This is a genomic window from Acidovorax sacchari, assembly GCF_042847045.1.
GTDB classification, from domain to species: Bacteria; Pseudomonadota; Gammaproteobacteria; order Burkholderiales; family Burkholderiaceae_C; genus Paracidovorax; species Paracidovorax sacchari.
The window spans coordinates 3,183,329-3,197,965 of the sequence record NZ_AP035783.1; the positions used below are offsets into that span (position 1 = coordinate 3,183,329).

General features: G+C 72.0%; 19 protein-coding genes. 2 read left to right on the plus strand and 17 right to left on the minus strand.

Going from position 1 to position 14,637, the window contains the following annotated elements:
* Both ACGHC0_RS14195 and ACGHC0_RS14200 read left to right on the plus strand, forming a co-directional pair.
* A complete protein-coding gene (locus ACGHC0_RS14195) occupies positions 1 to 591 on the plus strand; it encodes a tetratricopeptide repeat protein (RefSeq protein ID WP_415265916.1) in 591 nt (196 codons plus the stop codon).
* Positions 588 to 974 (plus strand): hypothetical protein, encoded by a 387-nt coding sequence (locus ACGHC0_RS14200; protein ID WP_368351594.1) that lies wholly within the window; start codon positions 588 to 590, stop codon positions 972 to 974. Before ACGHC0_RS14195 ends, ACGHC0_RS14200 begins: the two co-directional genes overlap by 4 nt.
* On the opposite strand, the gene ACGHC0_RS14205 is transcribed toward ACGHC0_RS14200, so the two are convergent.
* The 17 genes from ACGHC0_RS14205 to ACGHC0_RS14285 are packed head-to-tail and all read right to left on the minus strand — an operon-like array spanning position 971 to position 14,633.
* Positions 971 to 2,167, minus strand: coding sequence for a tetratricopeptide repeat protein (locus tag ACGHC0_RS14205; RefSeq protein WP_415265917.1), 1,197 nt, complete (start codon positions 2,165 to 2,167; stop codon positions 971 to 973). The genes ACGHC0_RS14200 and ACGHC0_RS14205 overlap by 4 nt on opposite strands.
* A 58-nt stretch (positions 2,168 to 2,225) precedes the next feature.
* Positions 2,226 to 3,056 carry a sigma-70 family RNA polymerase sigma factor gene (locus ACGHC0_RS14210; protein WP_415265918.1) on the minus strand — a complete coding sequence of 277 codons (831 nt, stop codon included), beginning with the start codon at positions 3,054 to 3,056 and terminating at the stop codon, positions 2,226 to 2,228.
* Between the two features lie 13 nt (positions 3,057 to 3,069).
* Positions 3,070 to 3,846 (minus strand): flagellar type III secretion system pore protein FliP, encoded by a 777-nt coding sequence (gene fliP, locus ACGHC0_RS14215; RefSeq protein ID WP_368351597.1) that lies wholly within the window; start codon positions 3,844 to 3,846, stop codon positions 3,070 to 3,072.
* A complete protein-coding gene (locus ACGHC0_RS14220; RefSeq protein WP_415265919.1) occupies positions 3,843 to 4,250 on the minus strand; it encodes a flagellar biosynthetic protein FliO in 408 nt (135 codons plus the stop codon). Before ACGHC0_RS14220 ends, fliP begins: the two co-directional genes overlap by 4 nt.
* A 4-nt stretch (positions 4,251 to 4,254) precedes the next feature.
* Positions 4,255 to 4,653, minus strand: coding sequence for a FliM/FliN family flagellar motor switch protein (locus tag ACGHC0_RS14225; RefSeq protein WP_415265920.1), 399 nt, complete (start codon positions 4,651 to 4,653; stop codon positions 4,255 to 4,257).
* A gap of 36 nt (positions 4,654 to 4,689) precedes the next feature.
* Positions 4,690 to 5,508, minus strand: coding sequence for a FliM/FliN family flagellar motor switch protein (locus tag ACGHC0_RS14230; protein ID WP_415265921.1), 819 nt, complete (start codon positions 5,506 to 5,508; stop codon positions 4,690 to 4,692).
* A 3-nt stretch (positions 5,509 to 5,511) separates the two neighbouring features.
* A complete protein-coding gene (locus ACGHC0_RS14235) occupies positions 5,512 to 6,687 on the minus strand; it encodes a flagellar hook protein FlgE (protein WP_415265922.1) in 1,176 nt (391 codons plus the stop codon).
* Positions 6,688 to 6,722: 35 nt separating this feature from the next.
* On the minus strand, positions 6,723 to 7,121 hold the full coding sequence (locus ACGHC0_RS14240) for a flagellar hook assembly protein FlgD (RefSeq protein WP_092835819.1): 399 nt from the start codon (positions 7,119 to 7,121) through the stop codon (positions 6,723 to 6,725).
* Positions 7,118 to 8,278, minus strand: a complete 1,161-nt coding sequence (locus tag ACGHC0_RS14245) for a hypothetical protein (protein ID WP_415265923.1) — start codon at positions 8,276 to 8,278, stop codon at positions 7,118 to 7,120. The genes ACGHC0_RS14240 and ACGHC0_RS14245 overlap by 4 nt, the downstream gene beginning before the upstream one ends.
* On the minus strand, positions 8,275 to 8,790 hold the full coding sequence (locus ACGHC0_RS14250; protein ID WP_368351603.1) for a hypothetical protein: 516 nt from the start codon (positions 8,788 to 8,790) through the stop codon (positions 8,275 to 8,277). Before ACGHC0_RS14250 ends, ACGHC0_RS14245 begins: the two co-directional genes overlap by 4 nt.
* On the minus strand, positions 8,787 to 10,265 hold the full coding sequence (locus tag ACGHC0_RS14255) for a FliI/YscN family ATPase (protein ID WP_415265924.1): 1,479 nt from the start codon (positions 10,263 to 10,265) through the stop codon (positions 8,787 to 8,789). Before ACGHC0_RS14255 ends, ACGHC0_RS14250 begins: the two co-directional genes overlap by 4 nt.
* The gene (locus ACGHC0_RS14260) at positions 10,262 to 11,218 is read right to left on the minus strand and encodes a FliH/SctL family protein (protein WP_368351605.1); all 957 of its coding nucleotides are present in this window, start codon (positions 11,216 to 11,218) and stop codon (positions 10,262 to 10,264) included. The genes ACGHC0_RS14255 and ACGHC0_RS14260 overlap by 4 nt, the downstream gene beginning before the upstream one ends.
* The gene (locus tag ACGHC0_RS14265; RefSeq protein WP_368351606.1) at positions 11,215 to 11,877 is read right to left on the minus strand and encodes a hypothetical protein; all 663 of its coding nucleotides are present in this window, start codon (positions 11,875 to 11,877) and stop codon (positions 11,215 to 11,217) included. Before ACGHC0_RS14265 ends, ACGHC0_RS14260 begins: the two co-directional genes overlap by 4 nt.
* On the minus strand, positions 11,874 to 13,403 hold the full coding sequence (gene fliF, locus ACGHC0_RS14270; RefSeq protein ID WP_368351607.1) for a flagellar basal-body MS-ring/collar protein FliF: 1,530 nt from the start codon (positions 13,401 to 13,403) through the stop codon (positions 11,874 to 11,876). The genes ACGHC0_RS14265 and fliF overlap by 4 nt, the downstream gene beginning before the upstream one ends.
* Before the next feature lie 52 nt (positions 13,404 to 13,455).
* The gene (fliE, locus tag ACGHC0_RS14275; RefSeq protein WP_368351608.1) at positions 13,456 to 13,794 is read right to left on the minus strand and encodes a flagellar hook-basal body complex protein FliE; all 339 of its coding nucleotides are present in this window, start codon (positions 13,792 to 13,794) and stop codon (positions 13,456 to 13,458) included.
* Positions 13,791 to 14,207 carry a flagellar basal body rod protein FlgC gene (gene flgC, locus ACGHC0_RS14280; RefSeq protein WP_368351609.1) on the minus strand — a complete coding sequence of 139 codons (417 nt, stop codon included), beginning with the start codon at positions 14,205 to 14,207 and terminating at the stop codon, positions 13,791 to 13,793. The genes fliE and flgC overlap by 4 nt, the downstream gene beginning before the upstream one ends.
* Positions 14,208 to 14,240: 33 nt before the next feature.
* Positions 14,241 to 14,633, minus strand: a complete 393-nt coding sequence (locus tag ACGHC0_RS14285) for a flagellar basal body rod protein FlgB (protein WP_368351610.1) — start codon at positions 14,631 to 14,633, stop codon at positions 14,241 to 14,243.
* Between the last annotated feature and the right edge of the window lie 4 nt (positions 14,634 to 14,637).

Below are 14,637 nucleotides of genomic sequence, written 5' to 3' on the forward strand. Positions count from 1 at the left end.
ATGTCCACTTCTTCCGCCCCGATGACGCCCGCGCTGGAGCGCGCCCTGGCCGCCAGCGCCGCCGGCCACGTGCAGGAGGCCGTCGCTCTCTTCCAGCAGGCGGCCCGCGAGCAGCCGGATTCCGCCGTGCCGCATTTCCTGATGGGAGCCGAATACGCGACCCAGGGCCAGGTGGACGCGGCGGAGCGGTGCTTCAGCCAGGCAGTGCTGCTCGCGCCCCAATGGCCGATTCCGCGTTACCAGCTGGGACTGCTGCAGTTCAGCGCGGGGCGCGCCTCCACCGCCCTGCTCACATGGCAGCCCCTGCTGGCGCTGGGCGACGACAGCCCGCTGCCCCACTGGATACGCGGTTTCGCGGCCCTGGCCGGGGATGATTTCGCCCACGCGCGCGCGGCCTTCGAGGCCGGCCTGGAGCGCAATACCGACCACCCACCCATGTCCGCCGACATCCGCCTGGTGCTGGCGCGCATGGATGCGCTGGGGCAAGGCTCCGCTGCGCCTGCGCCGGACGCCGGAGACGCTGCGGCGGCCGACGAGGAAGCCACGCACGTGCTGCTGTCCAACTACCAGCAACAAGGGCCCGTGCATTGACCCGCATCGATCCGACGGTCCAGTGGAGCGCCCTGCTCCGCGCCCGGCTGGAGCAAATGGGCCGGCCGCGGCCGGACGGCGCACCCGCCTCAGCCAAGGCATCAGAGCCGGAACGCGGAGCGCGAGAGCCGGGGGCCGGCACGGCTTCCACGGCCCTGCGGCTGCGGGCGATCCGGCACGACGACCCGGAGCGGCGGCGCAAGGCGTTCCGCATCTTCATGGAAGCCACGCTGCGGGATGAGTTCGGCCGCCTGCTCCAGGATCCGGCCGAATTCGACGGACTGGTGGAGCAGGTGACCGCGCAGATGTATGCGGATCCGGATCTGCGCGGCGCCTGCGACGCGGCCGCCGATGCCCTGCTGGAGGCATCGGCCCAGGCCTAGCGCCTGGCGCGCAGCGCGCGCATCACCACGTCCAGCATGCCGGCGCCGCCGGGCGCGGTCTGGCTGCCGAGCAGGCGCTCTGCGAGCCGCGCGAAGTTGTCCGGTGCCGTCTCTCCGCGCAGGATGGCCTCGGCGAAGCGGCCGGACAGGTTGCTGCCGCCCAGCCGGGCGGCCCTTTCGATGTGCTCCCGGGCGGCGGCTTCGTCCTGCCGGAGGGCGAGGACCACCGCCAGGCCCCCATGGCTTTCCCCGAAGTTGCGGTCCAGGGCCAGGGCCTGCTCGAAACTCGCCAGGGCACCATCGAGGTCGTGCTGCACCAGTTGCGCCCAGCCGAGGCCGTGCCAGGTTCCGATATGGCCCGGCATGGCGGAGAGGGCCGCGTGGAACTGCTGCACCGCGCCCGCCACGTCGCCGGCCAGCATGTGCGCGAAGGCCAGCGCGGAGCGCGCGCGGCCGTCGCCGGGCTGCCGCTCCAGGGCAGCCTGCGCATAGGCGCCGGCCGTGGCGGCGTCCGCGTCGCCCAGCGCCAGGGACGCACGGGTGACCAGCGCCTCGGTCGTGACCGCTTCGGTCCCGGCGGCCAGGGCCCGCTCCGCCCAGCGGGCGGCATCGGCCACCTGCTCGGCATCGAGCGCCGCCAGCCCGGCGATGCCGGCTGAGGCCGGCGCCAGGGCGCCGGCCTGCTCGCGCGAGGCCGCCCAGCGCACCGCGCGCTCGATGTCGCCCGCGCGGTGCAACGCCCTCAGCCACAGGACGTCCATCGCTGGCGGCGTGGCCACCCCCTGCCCCGCCAGAAGTGCATCCATGCGCGGAGCCAGGCGCTCCACGCATTCCGCATGGCGGCCCTCCTGGAAATCGGCGAAGGCGAGGTTGTGCAGCACGGCATCGGCGAAGGCCTGCGGCGTGCCCGGCAGCGCCTGCATGCCTGCCAGGCTGCGGCGTGCGCTGTCCATGTCGCCCCGGGCCAGTGCCGCTTCCGACTCCCGCAGCAGCCAGGCCAGCGAATCCGGCCAGAGGGCGCGCGCGTGGCGCAGGTGGAATTCCGCGCGGTCCCATGCGCCGCACTGCAAGGCGGCGGAGAACGCCTCCGCCAGCAGGGATTCGTTGGCGGGGTCGCCGCGCAGGTAGGTTTCCAGGCGGTCCAGCCGCGCGAGCTGGGGGGATGCGTCGGGTGAGAGGGCAGAAGAAGTCATGGAATCGATGGTCGGGAAGTCCGCAAAAAAGGGGTGCGCGCCTGGTGGGAAAGCCCGGCTACCAGGCTACATCGCAGGGCGGCGCCTGGGCCAGCGCGTCGCGCAGGCGAGCCAGGCCCCGGCGGTGCAGTTGCGATATGCGGCTGCGCGACACGTCCAGCAGGCATGCCACTTCGTCGAAGGGCATGCCGTGCAGGTAGTGGCAGCGGATCACCCGCCGCTCCTGCTCGGGCAGGCGCTGGACGAGATCGCGCAGCAGGGCCTGCCAGTGCTGCTGCTCACGCTTGCGGAAGTAGATTACCTCGGGCGACAGGTCCTGGGGCGCATCCTCGGGCTCCCCACTGCCGATCATGCCCGTGCCTTCCAGCAGCACGCCGAGCGCCAGGCCGATGCCGACTTCGGCCAGGCGGGCCAGAAGATCCTGCGCGGAACGCCCGGCCCCGGCGGGGCCGGCGGGCTCGTGGTCACCTTCCTGCGCCATGCCCGCCGACTGCGCGGCGGCATCGAGCCGGTCGCGCTCCAGGCGCTTGCGCAGGGCGGCCTGCTGGCCGGTCTCCGTGAATCGCTCAAGGCCGCTCAGGATCGCACCGCGGATGCGGTGCGTGGCATAGGTGCGGAAATGGGCGCCCTGGTCCGGCTGGTAGCGGTCCACGGCCTCCATTAGCCCGATGCAGGCCAGTTGCTGGTAGTCGGCGAATTCCACGCCACCGTGGTAGCGCGACTTGAAGCTGACGGCAGCGAGCATGCGCGCGTACGGCAGATAGTGCTCGATCAGCGCGGCCCTGGCCGCTGCGTCGCCCTGCTCCCGCCAGCGCAGCCACAGCGCCGCCTCGCCCTCGGGCGATAGCGGGGCAGCGGGTGCGGCCAGGGAGCCGGCGCAGGACTGCATGGCCGCGGCTGCCTCAATGGAAGCTGCCGACCAGGGCCTTGAGCAGCAGGCTCCAGCCGTCGATCAGGATGAACATGAGGATCTTGACCGGCAGCGCGATCGTCGTCGGCGGCATCATCATCATGCCCAGCGCCATGAGCACGCTGGAGACGATCAGGTCGATGAGCAGGAACGGCAGGAACACCACGAAGCCGATCTGGAAGGCGGCCCGCAGCTCCGAGAGCATGAAGGCCGGGATCAATTGCACGTTGCTGATGTCGTCCATGGATTGCGGCGGCGGCGCCTTGGACAGTTCCACCATCAGCGCGAGGTCCTGCTCGCGGGTCTGGCGCACCATGAAATCGCGCAGCGGTGCGATGCCCTTGTTCAGGCCCTGCTCCATGCCCAGCTTGCCCGACATGAACGGCTGCAGCGCTTCACGGTTCACCTGTTCCAGCACGGGGGACATGGTGAAGAGCGTGAGGAATAGCGCCAGGCCGATCAGCACGGTATTGGGAGGCGTCTCGTTCATGCCGATCGCATGCCGCAGCATCGACAGCACCACGATGATGCGCAGGAAACTGGTGATGCACACGAGCAGCGCCGGCAGCACGGCCAGCACGGTGAGCCCGATCACGATGCGCACGGCCTGCGAGGTGTCCGACCCGCCCAGCCATGCCGCCGCGGGAGCCTGCTGCGCCGCCGCGGCGCCACAGGCCCCGAGCAGCAGGGCCAGGGCGCCCCCCGCACACAGCGCGTTGCGCACGCGGCCCCGGATCCCGGCGAAGGAAGAAGGCTGCAGCCGGCTCAAGATGGCACCTCCGCCGCCAGCGGATCCGGGCGGCCGGGATCGGCCGCCCCGGGCGCAGGCGCTTCCGACAGCACGGAGATCGATTGCGGCGCGCAGCCGACCAGCAGGCGGCGCCCCTGCCATTGCACCTCGTGCAGGCTGTGCTGGGGCGTGAGGCGCGTGCTGGAAACCAGTTCCACGGACCTTCCGGAGCGTTGCTGCACGCGGGCCATCCAGCGGCCCAGCGATCCCCGGGCCGCGGGCGACGGTGGCGTTCCGCTCCGGGCACGGTGCTTGCGCCATGCGACCACGCTGAGCGCGATCAGGAAGACGAACAGCCCCATCCAGGCCAGCTCCGCCGCGGGTACCGGCGCGCCCGCCCCTTCGGGCTCCCGGCGCAGCGGGATCGATTCCGGCAATGCCATGGCGTCAGGCGGCCGAGGGCTGCAGGCTCAGAGGCGCGGGTAGCTCGGTGAGCTTCACGGCGAACCGGTCGCCCACGGCCACCAGCAGTCCGCGTGCCACCACCTGCCCTTCCAGCACGAGGTCCACGGCCTGGTCCACGCCGCGGTCCAGCACCAGGACCTGCTGCGCCTGGGCCGCGAGCAGATCGCCGACCGTCACGGTGGCGGAACCGACGCAGACCTGCAGCGTGGTCCGGACCTGGTGCAAGGGCTGGAAGCTGGGGAGCAGCGGCTCCGTGGCCGCGGTGGCCGCGGTGGCTGCGGGTTCGGCGAGCGGTGGGAGCGCGATGGGCTGCACCTGCGGCGTGTCGTTGGACGGGGCCGGGGTGGGCGCAGTGCCCGGGATCGAGGAGGATTGCGGCATACGAAGAAGACAAAGGCGGAAAAAGCGGGAAACGGGTCAGGAGGCTTCGGGATGGAGTTCGACCGCCAGATGCCCTCCGGACTGGCCGAGCCAGGCCGCGCACAGCGGTTTCGCGGGCTCCCGGCCGCCAGCCGAAAGCCGGGCGGCCGCGGGAGCCGCCAGCGGGTGGTCGAGCGCGATCACGTCGCCCACGGCCAGCGACTGCAGCTGCCCGAGGCTCAGGGTGAGCGGCTGCAGGTGGATGTGCATCGCCACGCGATGGCCGCGCAGGGCCTGGTCGAGCGGCGCCAGCGCGGCGCGCGGGGTGGCCGGCCCCTGCCCGGTGCGAGCTGCACAGCCGGAGGACGGAGGTTCGTGCCGGCCCAGCAGTGCCTGCACGCAGTCGCCGTCCAGGCGCCAGGCCCAGGATTTGCCGCCCCAGGGAAACAGCACGGCCAATGCGCCGGACCAGGCGGCAGGTGCCTCGGCAGCGTCACGGGATTCGCGTGCTTCGGGGGCCAGTCCCGCCAGCGCGGACTGCAGGGCTGACCAGGCCTGTGCAGCGATGTCGGCGGCCATGTCCGGACCCTCCGCCGCGCCGGACGCCGGGGCGTCGCCGAACAGCCACCCGCGCAGCACCTGCGAGGCGGCGGCGCAGCCCAACGCACCCGGGGCCATGGCGGCCTCCACGACCTGCACCGGCGCTTCCACCAGTCCCCAGTCGCGGCACCATGCGCCATAGGCAGCCTGGCAGGCATCGCGGACCACCGCCTGCCGGGCGGCGCTCCAGGCGCGCAGCGGCCTGGCCTGCGTGCGCGAGGCTTCCGGCGACAGCCACTCCCCGGCCTGCGGCGGCCGATCCGTCCTGGCATCCATGGCTTAGCGGCTCTTCATGGAAAAAAGCTCCTGCAGCATCTCGTTGGCGGTCGAGATGACCTGGGAGCTGGCCTGGTAGCCGCGCTGCATGATGACGAGGTCGCTGAATTCCTGCGACAGATCGACGTTCGAGATCTCGATGTAGCCGGAACGCACCGACCCGAAGGCGCCACCGGCCACGCCCGTGTGCCAGGCACTGCCGTCGAGCGCTTCGAATTCGTTGTCTCCGGCGGAGCCCACGGCCTCACTGGTGTCGAAGCGGCCCAGGGACAGGCGCGTGCCCTTGGCGGTCTGCCCGTTCGCATAGGTCAGGACCAGGGTCCCGGTGGCATCGAAGGATGCGGAGCTCAGCTCGGCCGGCGCGAAGCCGTCCTGCGAGGCGAATGCGAGGGTGGACAGCGTGCCCGACGCGAAGGAGGTGACGTCCGCGCTGAAATCGAGCGTCAGCGGCACGGCGGCCTGCCCCGCCGGCGTGTACGTGAACGACAGCTTGGACGTGGCCGCAGTGGGCTTGCCGTCCTGGAAGATCAGCTGGCTGGTGCCGACCAGCGTGTTGCCGTCCATCAATTCGACCTTCCAGCTGCCCGGCGTGGTGCTGTTGGTATTGGTCAGTTTGACGCTCAGCAGGTGCTCGCCGCCCGCGGCGTCGTACACGCGCACGCCGCTCACGGTCTGGTCGGTGCCGGAGCTCGACAGGTTGCCGGTGAACTTGGCCACCGCCGTCGCCTTGCCGGCGGAGGTCTTCAGGTTGGCGATGCTGATTTCCGAGGGGGAGCCGTCCGCGCCGACGCCCATCACCTTCGCGCCGGTGCCCTGGGTGACGAGCGTGCCGTCGCGGTTGAACTGGAACTGGCCCGCGCGCGTGTAGCGGATGCTGCCGTCGGCCCCCTTGAGCATGAACATGCCCTGGCCGTCGATGGCGAGGTCCAGGCCGTTGCCCGTCTGCCGCAGTTCCCCGGATTTGAAGGACATCGACGTGCCCATGGTGCTCACGCCGTAGCCCATCTGGCCGAACTGCCGCCCGGCGTAGCCGCCGCCGGCATAGAAGGCATCCGAGAAGCGCAGCGAAGAGCTCTTGAACCCGGGGGTGTTGAGGTTGGTGGTGTTGTTGGCGATCACCCGCAGCCCGCGCGAGAAGCTGGAGAGGCCCGTCATGCCGACGTAGATGGACTCGATCATGGAAACTCCTTGGATTCCTGGGAGAAAGCGGGTGCTCAGCGCACGGCCAGGATCTGGCTCAGGCTGATGTCCTGCAGGGTGGAGCCGGCGCTGGTGCGCAGCGTGATCAGCGGCGACTCTCCCGACAGCGACAGCGACACCACGGTGCCCGTCAGAGTGCCGCTGGTGGAGCTCACATCCACGGTGCGCCCGATCAGCCCGACCGATTGCAGCGCGGCCTGGTTGCCGATCAGCGTGGCGATCTTGCTGTTGAGCTGCTGCGTCTGCTCCAGGCTCGTGAACTGGGCCATCTGGGCCATGAACTGCTGGTTGTCCATCGGCTTCATGGGGTCCTGGTAGGTGAGCTGGGTCAGCAGGATCTTCATGAAGTCCTCCTGGCCCAGCGCGTTGGCGCGCAGGCTGGGTGTCGCGCTGCTGATGCCGTTGATGCTCATGGGTTGCCCTCCTGGAAAATGGAAGAAGAAAAAACGTTGCGCGCACGCGGCGCGATGCGCTGCGCGGCGGTGGAAAACACATCGGTGAAGCGGGACGGCCCGGCGGCCTGCCGCGAAGCCGGCGCAAAGGCATCGAACACCACGCGGCCATTGCAGACCACGCGCACCAGCCGCTGCCCCTGCTCGCGCAGGGCGCGCTCCAGCGAGGGAACCACGGCAGCGGCCTGGTAGCCGACCTGGTCCGCGGTGCCGTCCATCCCGAGCCAGAGCTGCGCGCCCGCATCGGACCATTGGGCATGCACCCGCATGCCGGTGGAACGCTGCGCTTCGGCAGGCAGGGACCGTGCGGCGCCAGGCGCAGCGCCCGATGCCGTACGGCCGCTGTGCTCCGCCGGACCGTCGCCGGACTCCATGGGCGCGGACGTGGAAGCAGCCGCCAGTGCCGCCGGCAGCGGGACCGCCAGAGGACGCACGCCATCCGGCCGCCAGGCAGGCGCCATCGCACGGTCCACGATGGCTGCCGCCCTTTCCACTGCGCCGCTGCCGATGGCCGCCGTGGCCTGGTCAGCGGCAGCGATTCCTGCGGATGCCGCAGCGCCGCGGCCCGCCAACGCACTGGCGAGGGGCATGGGCGCGGATGCGCCGGCCAGGGCCGGATGCGGCCATGCGTCGCCGCCGGCACCCGGGGCAGGCGCCGCACGCATGCCGTCGCTCCCGCCCCGGTCCGGCATACCCAGGGCACCGCCATCGGAATGCCTCGGTCCGGCGACGCCACCGGCGACCGCAGAACGGTCGGCGGATACGGTGCCCGGAGCATCCTCCCCGGAGGCCGATGCAGGCATGCTGCCGCGGTTGGCCGGGGGCACCGGCATCGCCCGGTACGCCGCTGGCAGGCCACTGGCCGCGCGCGCAGCGGATGGCATCGCGGTGGGCAGGCCCTGGGACGGCCGGGCCGCCGCGCCGGAGGGCTGCGGCATGGCCGCCGGGGCGAAAGGCTGGAACCATCCAGCCAGCTGGGCGCGCTCCATCTCGCGCAGCCACGCCTGCCGCAAGGCAGGTGACAGCCCCGGCGGTTCGCGACCTTCGGCCGCATCCCGCCCACCGCGTGCGCCCGGGCCTGCCAGCAGGCCCGCCATGGCCGAGTCGATGCCGGTCATTCCATCACCTCCGGCGCGTGGTTGGACGATGCGGCGCGCAGCGCCATCCGGCCAATCCAGTCGCGGTCCGCTTCCGCGGCCGCCAGGCGGACCGCTTCCAGTGCGTAGTCGCGCACGGCATCCGCGCGGTGCTCCTGCAGCCCGTCGATCGTGCGCTGCTGGGCGATGCACTCGGCCTTCAGCGCCACCCGCTGCGCGTGCAGCGCTTCGAGTTCGCGGGTGTGGTCCGCGATGCGGCGGCGCGCATCCGCCAGATAGGCGAGCCCGCGCTGGTGCAGGCGGGGGTCCAGCCTCACCTGCATCCACTGCTGCATCTGCTGCGCCTGGGCATCGAACTGCGCCTGCAACTCGCGGCCCTGCTCCACCGCCCTTGCGATGTCCTGCAGCAACCGGGCCAGCCGGGCTTCCAGGCGCTCGAGCTGCCACTCCTGCTTGCGCAGATAGGGCTCCAGCGGATAGGTGAAGCCGCGCAGGTCCACGGAAGCCGGCGCGGGGGCCGCGGTCCGCGTCATTGCCGGCCTCCCTTGGCCGCGGCTCCCAGCGAGTAGCTGAACTTGTGCGGCATGTTCTGCGTGGCTGGCGCAGCCGGTCTCGCGGTGGGCGCCGAGGGCACCGGGGTGGCCGCCAGAGGCCGGTCGGGCCACAGCAGCGCACGCAGGGCGCGCAGGCCCTCCGCGCGCGGCACGCCCCCTTCCTGCTGGCACAGCCATGCCTGCAGCCCGGGAGCGAGCGCCAGCGCCTGGTCCAGCTCGGGATTCGCGCCCTTTTCGTAGGCGCCGATGTCCACCAACTGGCGGTTGCGGTGCAGCAGCGCCAGATGGCGCACCGCGTCGGAGACCAGCTCCCGCTCCTCGGCGGTGGTCAGGTCCGGCAGCAGCCGGCTCGCGCTGCGCAGCACATCGATGGCGGGGTAGCGCCCCTCGTGCGCGATGTCGCGCGACAGCACGACGTGCCCATCCAGGATGGAGCGCAGGCTGTCGGCGATGGGTTCGTTCATGTCGTCGCCCTCCACGAGGACGGTGAGCAGCGCCGTGATGGCCCCGCCCGAAGGGGCCGTCCCGCACCGCTCGCACAACTGGGGCAGCTCCGCGAACACGGATGGCGTGTAGCCGCGGGCGGTGGGCGGCTCGCCGGCCGCCAGGCCCACCTCGCGCCGGGCCATGGCCAGGCGGGTGACCGAATCCATGGTGAGCAGCACCTGCTGCCCCGCGTCGCGGAAGTACTCCGCGATGGTCACGGCGGCATGCGCCGCGCGGATCCGCGCCAGCGCGGGCTGGTCGGAGGTCGCAACGACGACCACCGAGCGCTTCAGGCCTTCGCCCAGCTGCTTGTCGATGAACTCCTTCACCTCCCGGCCACGCTCGCCGATGAGCGCGATCACGTTGACGTCGGCGCTGACGTGCCGGGCGATCATGCCCAGCAGCGTGCTCTTGCCCACCCCGCTGCCCGCGAAGATGCCCACGCGCTGCCCCTGGCCCAGGGTCAGCAGCCCGTCGAGGGACCGCACGCCCGTCTGCAGCACCTGGTGGATGCGGGGGCGCTGCAGGGGATTGAGTGGCCGCGCATGCAGGGGACGCTGCAGCGGCGCGACCGGGTCGGGCAGGCCATCGAGCGCATGCCCGAAGCCGTCGATCACCCGGCCCAGCAGACCTGGACCCACCCCGAAATCCGACCGGCGGCCGAGCGCGACCACCTCCGCCCCTGCAGCCACGCCCTGCAGGCTGCCGTAGGGCATCAGCGTGAGACGGTCGCCGCTCAGGCCGACCACCTCGGCCAGCACGCCGCTGCCGGTACGCCCGTTGTCCGCGGAGCCGGAGCGCGGCTGGATACGGCACAACTCGCCCACGGTCGCATCGGGGCCCTGGGATTCGATGGCCAGTCCCTGCATATGGCGCACCCAGCCGATGCGCCGCGTCAATTCGGCGTCGCGCACGGCATCCCGGTAGGACGCAAATCCTGCCAGCGGGGTGGGCAACCGGGCGTTCATGCCGCTTCCCCGCCCGCGATGCCATCGGCGCCGGCGGCCTGCTGCCGGCGTCCGGCCCGCGTCTCGGCCAGGCGGGCCGCCAGGGCCTGCAGCTGCCGCTCCAGCCGGGCATCCAGCGCGCCTTCTGCCGAGCGCAAGAGACAGCCTCCCATGCGGACCTCGGGGTCGGCCACCCAGCGCACGCTCTCGCGGCCGGCATCGAACCCACGCGACGCCAGCACCTCCAGCGTGGCGGCATCCTCCCTGAGCATCGCCGCGTCGTCCGGGTGCAGGTGCACGCTCAGCGGATGCCGCCCGTGCCACGCCTCCAGGGAACGAGCCAGCAGTTCCCGTGCGCCGTCGCGGGTGACGGCACGGTCTCCGGCGATGCGGCAGACGGCTTCGAAGACGATGTCCAGCATGTCGTCCTCGGCGCCCTGGAGGAACCGCACCCACTCCTGCGCGAGCTGTCCGCCCAGCTGTTCCAGGCGTTCGGTGCGCCGGGCCACCTCCTGCGCGGCGGACTGCCGCTCCTGCGCCTCGCCGTGCTTCTGTGCCTGCTCCGAGGCGCGCAACTGTTCCATCGCCTCGCGCACCTGTCCGGCCACCACATCGCGGGCCAGCACCTCTGCCCGCGCCTGGATGTCTTCGTCCACCATGCGGCGCCCCTCGGCCAGGCCTTGCGCATGCCCTGCGCGCCGTCCCTCTTCCTTCCATTGGGCCTGCAGGCGGGCGAGGTCCTGTGCCGGGACTTCGGCGGCGGGAAAGCCGTCGGGAACACCGTCGGGGGTGGCCGCGGAAGGCATGGCGGCCCGGTCCGGGCCTGCGGCCAGTCCGTGGGTTGCGGTATGGCGCGGAGCGGATACAGCCGCTTCGGCCACGCCATGCCCGGCTCCCGCGCCACGGGGCCTGCCCACGGCAACGGCCTGCCCGTGCCATGCGGCGGAGCGCAGGATCTTCACGTCGTCGCTCATGCCCCGCCCTCCTTGCGCCGCCAGGGCCAGCGCCAGCCGCCGAACCGGCCGCGGGCCTGGTTTCCGGCGGCCCGGCCATCGCCCTGCCCGGCACCAGCCGCCGGCACCGCTGGCGCCTCGCAGCAGCGCCGCATGCTGTCCAGCATGGCGGAGGCCAGGGCGGGGGCAGTGGAGGGTCCGCTGGAAACGTTGCCGAGCAGGTCCATCACGCGCCGGCGCTGGAGGGCAGGCAACTGCTCCAGCAGCGTGGCACGCCAGGGCCAGGGACGCAGGCACAGGGCCTGCGCCACCATCAGGGGAGGCTGGGCGCGCCAGGCGCGCGCAAGCAGCGCGATGCCCGGAGCACCGAGCGCCATCAGCGGGTCGGACTCCGGGCCGGAGGATGCCGCCTCGCCAGAGGGCACAGGCCCACGGGCGATCGAGGCAGCTGCGGCTGCTCCCAGTCCGTCCAGCCCGGCCGGATCGGGCGGGATGCCGAGCGCTTGCAGTTCGGAGAGCAATGCCTGCAGCGCATCGCGCTGCGAAGGTGCCATGCGTTCCAGCACCCAGGCACGGTCCGCGGGCGCCATGGCATGCAGCACCAGCGCGGCATGGCGTGCCTGCGCCGCCGGGGATGAGGGCGCGGACGGCTCCGCCAGCCCCGGGAAATGCAGGTTCATGCGCCGTGCCCTCCTGCAGCTCCGGAGGCCGGCGCGGTCTCGCCCGCGCGCATCCAGGCCTGCACCTTGTGCAGGGCCGCCTCGCGCTCGGCCTCGCTCAGGCGCCGGCCTGGTGCAGCGGAAGCCGGAGCGCGGCGGCGCGTGGCGGCCAGCACCGCGCCCGCCAGGAGCAACAGCAGCCCGATGCCGGCAGCGGCCCACCACGGGTCCAGGCCAGGACGTGACACGGCGGCGCCCTGCCCCGCTCCATCGGCCTGCCCGGCAGTCTCCGTCGAGATGTCCTGCAGCGCCCCGGGCACCTGGCCGGAAGCATCGGGCGCGCCGGCAGCCGCGGCAGTTCCGCCCGCCGCGGCCGCGGACGGCACCAGGGCCTGCAGGGACTGCACCACGACCAGGTCACCCCGGTCCGGGTTCGCGCCCACCGCGGCCGCCAGCAGGCGGCGCAGCTTGTCTTCCTGTGCGGCGTCCAGCGCCTGGCGCACCACTGCCACCACCTGGATGCGGCGCACCGCGCCCGCCTGGCTCACCACCTGCTCCACCCGGCGGCCGACCTGGTAATCCACCTCCCGCTGGGTGCTCGCGCCCGCGCCGCCCCCGGCGCGCGCGGCATCGAGCGGCGCCTGGCCGCCGTCGCGCACCGATTCGCGCTCCTTCACGATCACGCCCCGGCTGTCGGCCGTGCGCGAAGGGGCAGGAATCACGTCTTCCGTGGTGATGCGCACCTGGTCCATGTTCAGCGTGACATCCACGCTCGCCATGGCCTGGCCCGGTCCGAAAGCGCGGTCCAGCACCGCCGCGGCTTTGCGGGCCAGCTGCGCCTCGGTGTCCTTCTTCAATTCCAGGCGGCCGGATCCACCCGCCATGCCCGCGGCGGCGTCGGCACCCTCGTCGGCCGGGCGGCTGAGCGCCACGCCCTGCCGGTCCACCACCGTCACGTCCTGCGCGGTCATGCCCGGCGTCGCGGCGGCGACCAGCCGCTGTATGCCGCTGACCTGCTCGGGGCGCAGCACCCGGCCTTCGCGCAGCGTCACCGTGATCGCGGCCTTCGGGCGGGCGTGGGCCTGCTTGAAGAGCCCCTGCTCCGGCAGGGCCAGGTGCACGCGGACGTCGCGGATCTCGGACAGCGACAGGATGGTGCGCGTGAGCTCGCCCTGCAGCGCGCGCTGGTAGTTGATCTTCTGGGCGAACTCGGTCATCCCGAAGTCGGTGTTGTTGAACAGCTCGAACCCCACCGCGCCATGCAGCGGCATGTCCTGGCCCATCAGCTTGATGCGCGTGGAATGCACCTGCGGCCGGTCCACCAGGATCGATCCGTTCGCCTCGTCGAAGCGGTAGGGGATCTTGAGCTTGTCCAGCTCGGCGCTCATGGCCGCAGCGTCCTGCGGCTTCAGGTCCGAGAAAAGGACCTGGTAGTCCGGCCGCATCAGCCACCATGCCAGGGCGGCGGTCAGCAGGACGATGGCGATGGCGCCGGCCACCAGACCGGCGCGCGCGGAGCGGCCCAGGCCCTCCCAGAAAGCGTTCATGGTGCGGTGTTCCCGATGCGTTGCTCGATGTGGCGTGTTGCGGATCGCCGGTTCACAGCTGCATCCTCATCACGTCCTGGTAGGCCTCCAGGAGCCGTCCACGCACCTGCATCATGAGCTGGAAGGACAGCCGGCTCTCCTCCAGCCGGATCATCACCTGGTGCAGGTTCTGCACGTCGCCCGCGGCCAGGCGCTGCAGATCCGTCTGGCTCGTCAGCAACTGCTCGTTGACGCGCCCCAGCCCCTGGGCGACCATGTCCGAGAAGCCGGCGCCCGGCACTGCAGCCGCACCTGCGGCAGCGGCGGGCCCGGCGGCAGCGAAGGCGGGTTGCGGCTCGGCGATGGCCGGCAGCGCGGATGCCGCGATGGCGGCAATGGCCTCGGCGCTCATGCGTTGCCCCCGATCTCCAGGGCCTTCAGGGCCATGTTGCGCGACGTGTTCATCGCCGCCACGTTGGCCTCGTAGGAACGCATGGCCCCCATGAGCGTCACCATCTCGGTGGCAGGGTCCACTCCGGCATAGGCCACGAATCCGCGGCCGTCCGCCATGGGATGGCCGGGCTCGTACACCATGCGCGGGGGCTGGAGCGTGGGCTCCACCGAGGCCGTCGGCACGGCGGCCAGGCCCTGGGCGACCGTTTCGCCGAAGGAAGCGCGGGACACCACCCGCAGCGGCTGGTAGGTCCTGCCCTCCGGGCCGGCCACGGTGTTGGCGTTGGCGAGGTTGAGCGACGCGACCTCGACGCGCGTGCGCTCCAGCGTCATGCCGCTGGCGCTGATGGCAAAGGCTTGTGAATAGTCCATGGGCGGTGCCGGAAAAATCGTTCGGGAAAATGATCAGCGCTTGCCGTCGGAGACGGCGGACGACAGGATGGCCATGTGGCGCGACAGCCCCTTGAGCAGGGCCTGGTAATGGACGGCGTTCTGCGCCATGCGTGCGACTTCCGTGTCCAGTTGCACGCGCGCGGGCAGGCCGTCCGGCCCCACCATGGGGCGCATGCGCACGCCTTCTTCCGCCACCGGGGCCAGCTGTGCCGCGTCCAGCCGGCGGCCCTGGGCGAGCTGCACGCGCGCGGATTCCATCTGCGCGGCGAAATCCACGTCCACCGGGACATACCCTTCGGTGGACGCGTTCGCGATGTTGCGGGCGATGGCCTGGTGACGCAGGGATGCGGCGTCCAGTGCCAGGGACAGGCTGGCCTGCGTGATCGCTTCGATGCCTTCGGTCATGGTT

Coding starts and splice junctions, on each gene's coding strand:
- ACGHC0_RS14195 (WP_415265916.1), top strand. CDS start 1: ATGTCCACTTCTTCCGCCCCGATGACGCCCGCGCTGGAGCGCGCCCTG.
- ACGHC0_RS14205 (WP_415265917.1), bottom strand. CDS start 2,167: ATGACTTCTTCTGCCCTCTCACCCGACGCATCCCCCCAGCTCGCGCGG.
- ACGHC0_RS14210 (WP_415265918.1), bottom strand. CDS start 3,056: ATGCAGTCCTGCGCCGGCTCCCTGGCCGCACCCGCTGCCCCGCTATCG.
- ACGHC0_RS14220 (WP_415265919.1), bottom strand. CDS start 4,250: ATGGCATTGCCGGAATCGATCCCGCTGCGCCGGGAGCCCGAAGGGGCG.
- ACGHC0_RS14225 (WP_415265920.1), bottom strand. CDS start 4,653: ATGCCGCAATCCTCCTCGATCCCGGGCACTGCGCCCACCCCGGCCCCG.
- ACGHC0_RS14230 (WP_415265921.1), bottom strand. CDS start 5,508: ATGGATGCCAGGACGGATCGGCCGCCGCAGGCCGGGGAGTGGCTGTCG.
- ACGHC0_RS14235 (WP_415265922.1), bottom strand. CDS start 6,687: ATGATCGAGTCCATCTACGTCGGCATGACGGGCCTCTCCAGCTTCTCG.
- ACGHC0_RS14240 (WP_092835819.1), bottom strand. CDS start 7,121: ATGAGCATCAACGGCATCAGCAGCGCGACACCCAGCCTGCGCGCCAAC.
- ACGHC0_RS14245 (WP_415265923.1), bottom strand. CDS start 8,278: ATGACCGGCATCGACTCGGCCATGGCGGGCCTGCTGGCAGGCCCGGGC.
- ACGHC0_RS14250 (WP_368351603.1), bottom strand. CDS start 8,790: ATGACGCGGACCGCGGCCCCCGCGCCGGCTTCCGTGGACCTGCGCGGC.
- ACGHC0_RS14255 (WP_415265924.1), bottom strand. CDS start 10,265: ATGAACGCCCGGTTGCCCACCCCGCTGGCAGGATTTGCGTCCTACCGG.
- ACGHC0_RS14260 (WP_368351605.1), bottom strand. CDS start 11,218: ATGAGCGACGACGTGAAGATCCTGCGCTCCGCCGCATGGCACGGGCAG.
- ACGHC0_RS14265 (WP_368351606.1), bottom strand. CDS start 11,877: ATGAACCTGCATTTCCCGGGGCTGGCGGAGCCGTCCGCGCCCTCATCC.
- fliF (WP_368351607.1), bottom strand. CDS start 13,403: ATGAACGCTTTCTGGGAGGGCCTGGGCCGCTCCGCGCGCGCCGGTCTG.
- fliE (WP_368351608.1), bottom strand. CDS start 13,794: ATGAGCGCCGAGGCCATTGCCGCCATCGCGGCATCCGCGCTGCCGGCC.
- flgC (WP_368351609.1), bottom strand. CDS start 14,207: ATGGACTATTCACAAGCCTTTGCCATCAGCGCCAGCGGCATGACGCTG.
- ACGHC0_RS14285 (WP_368351610.1), bottom strand. CDS start 14,633: ATGACCGAAGGCATCGAAGCGATCACGCAGGCCAGCCTGTCCCTGGCA.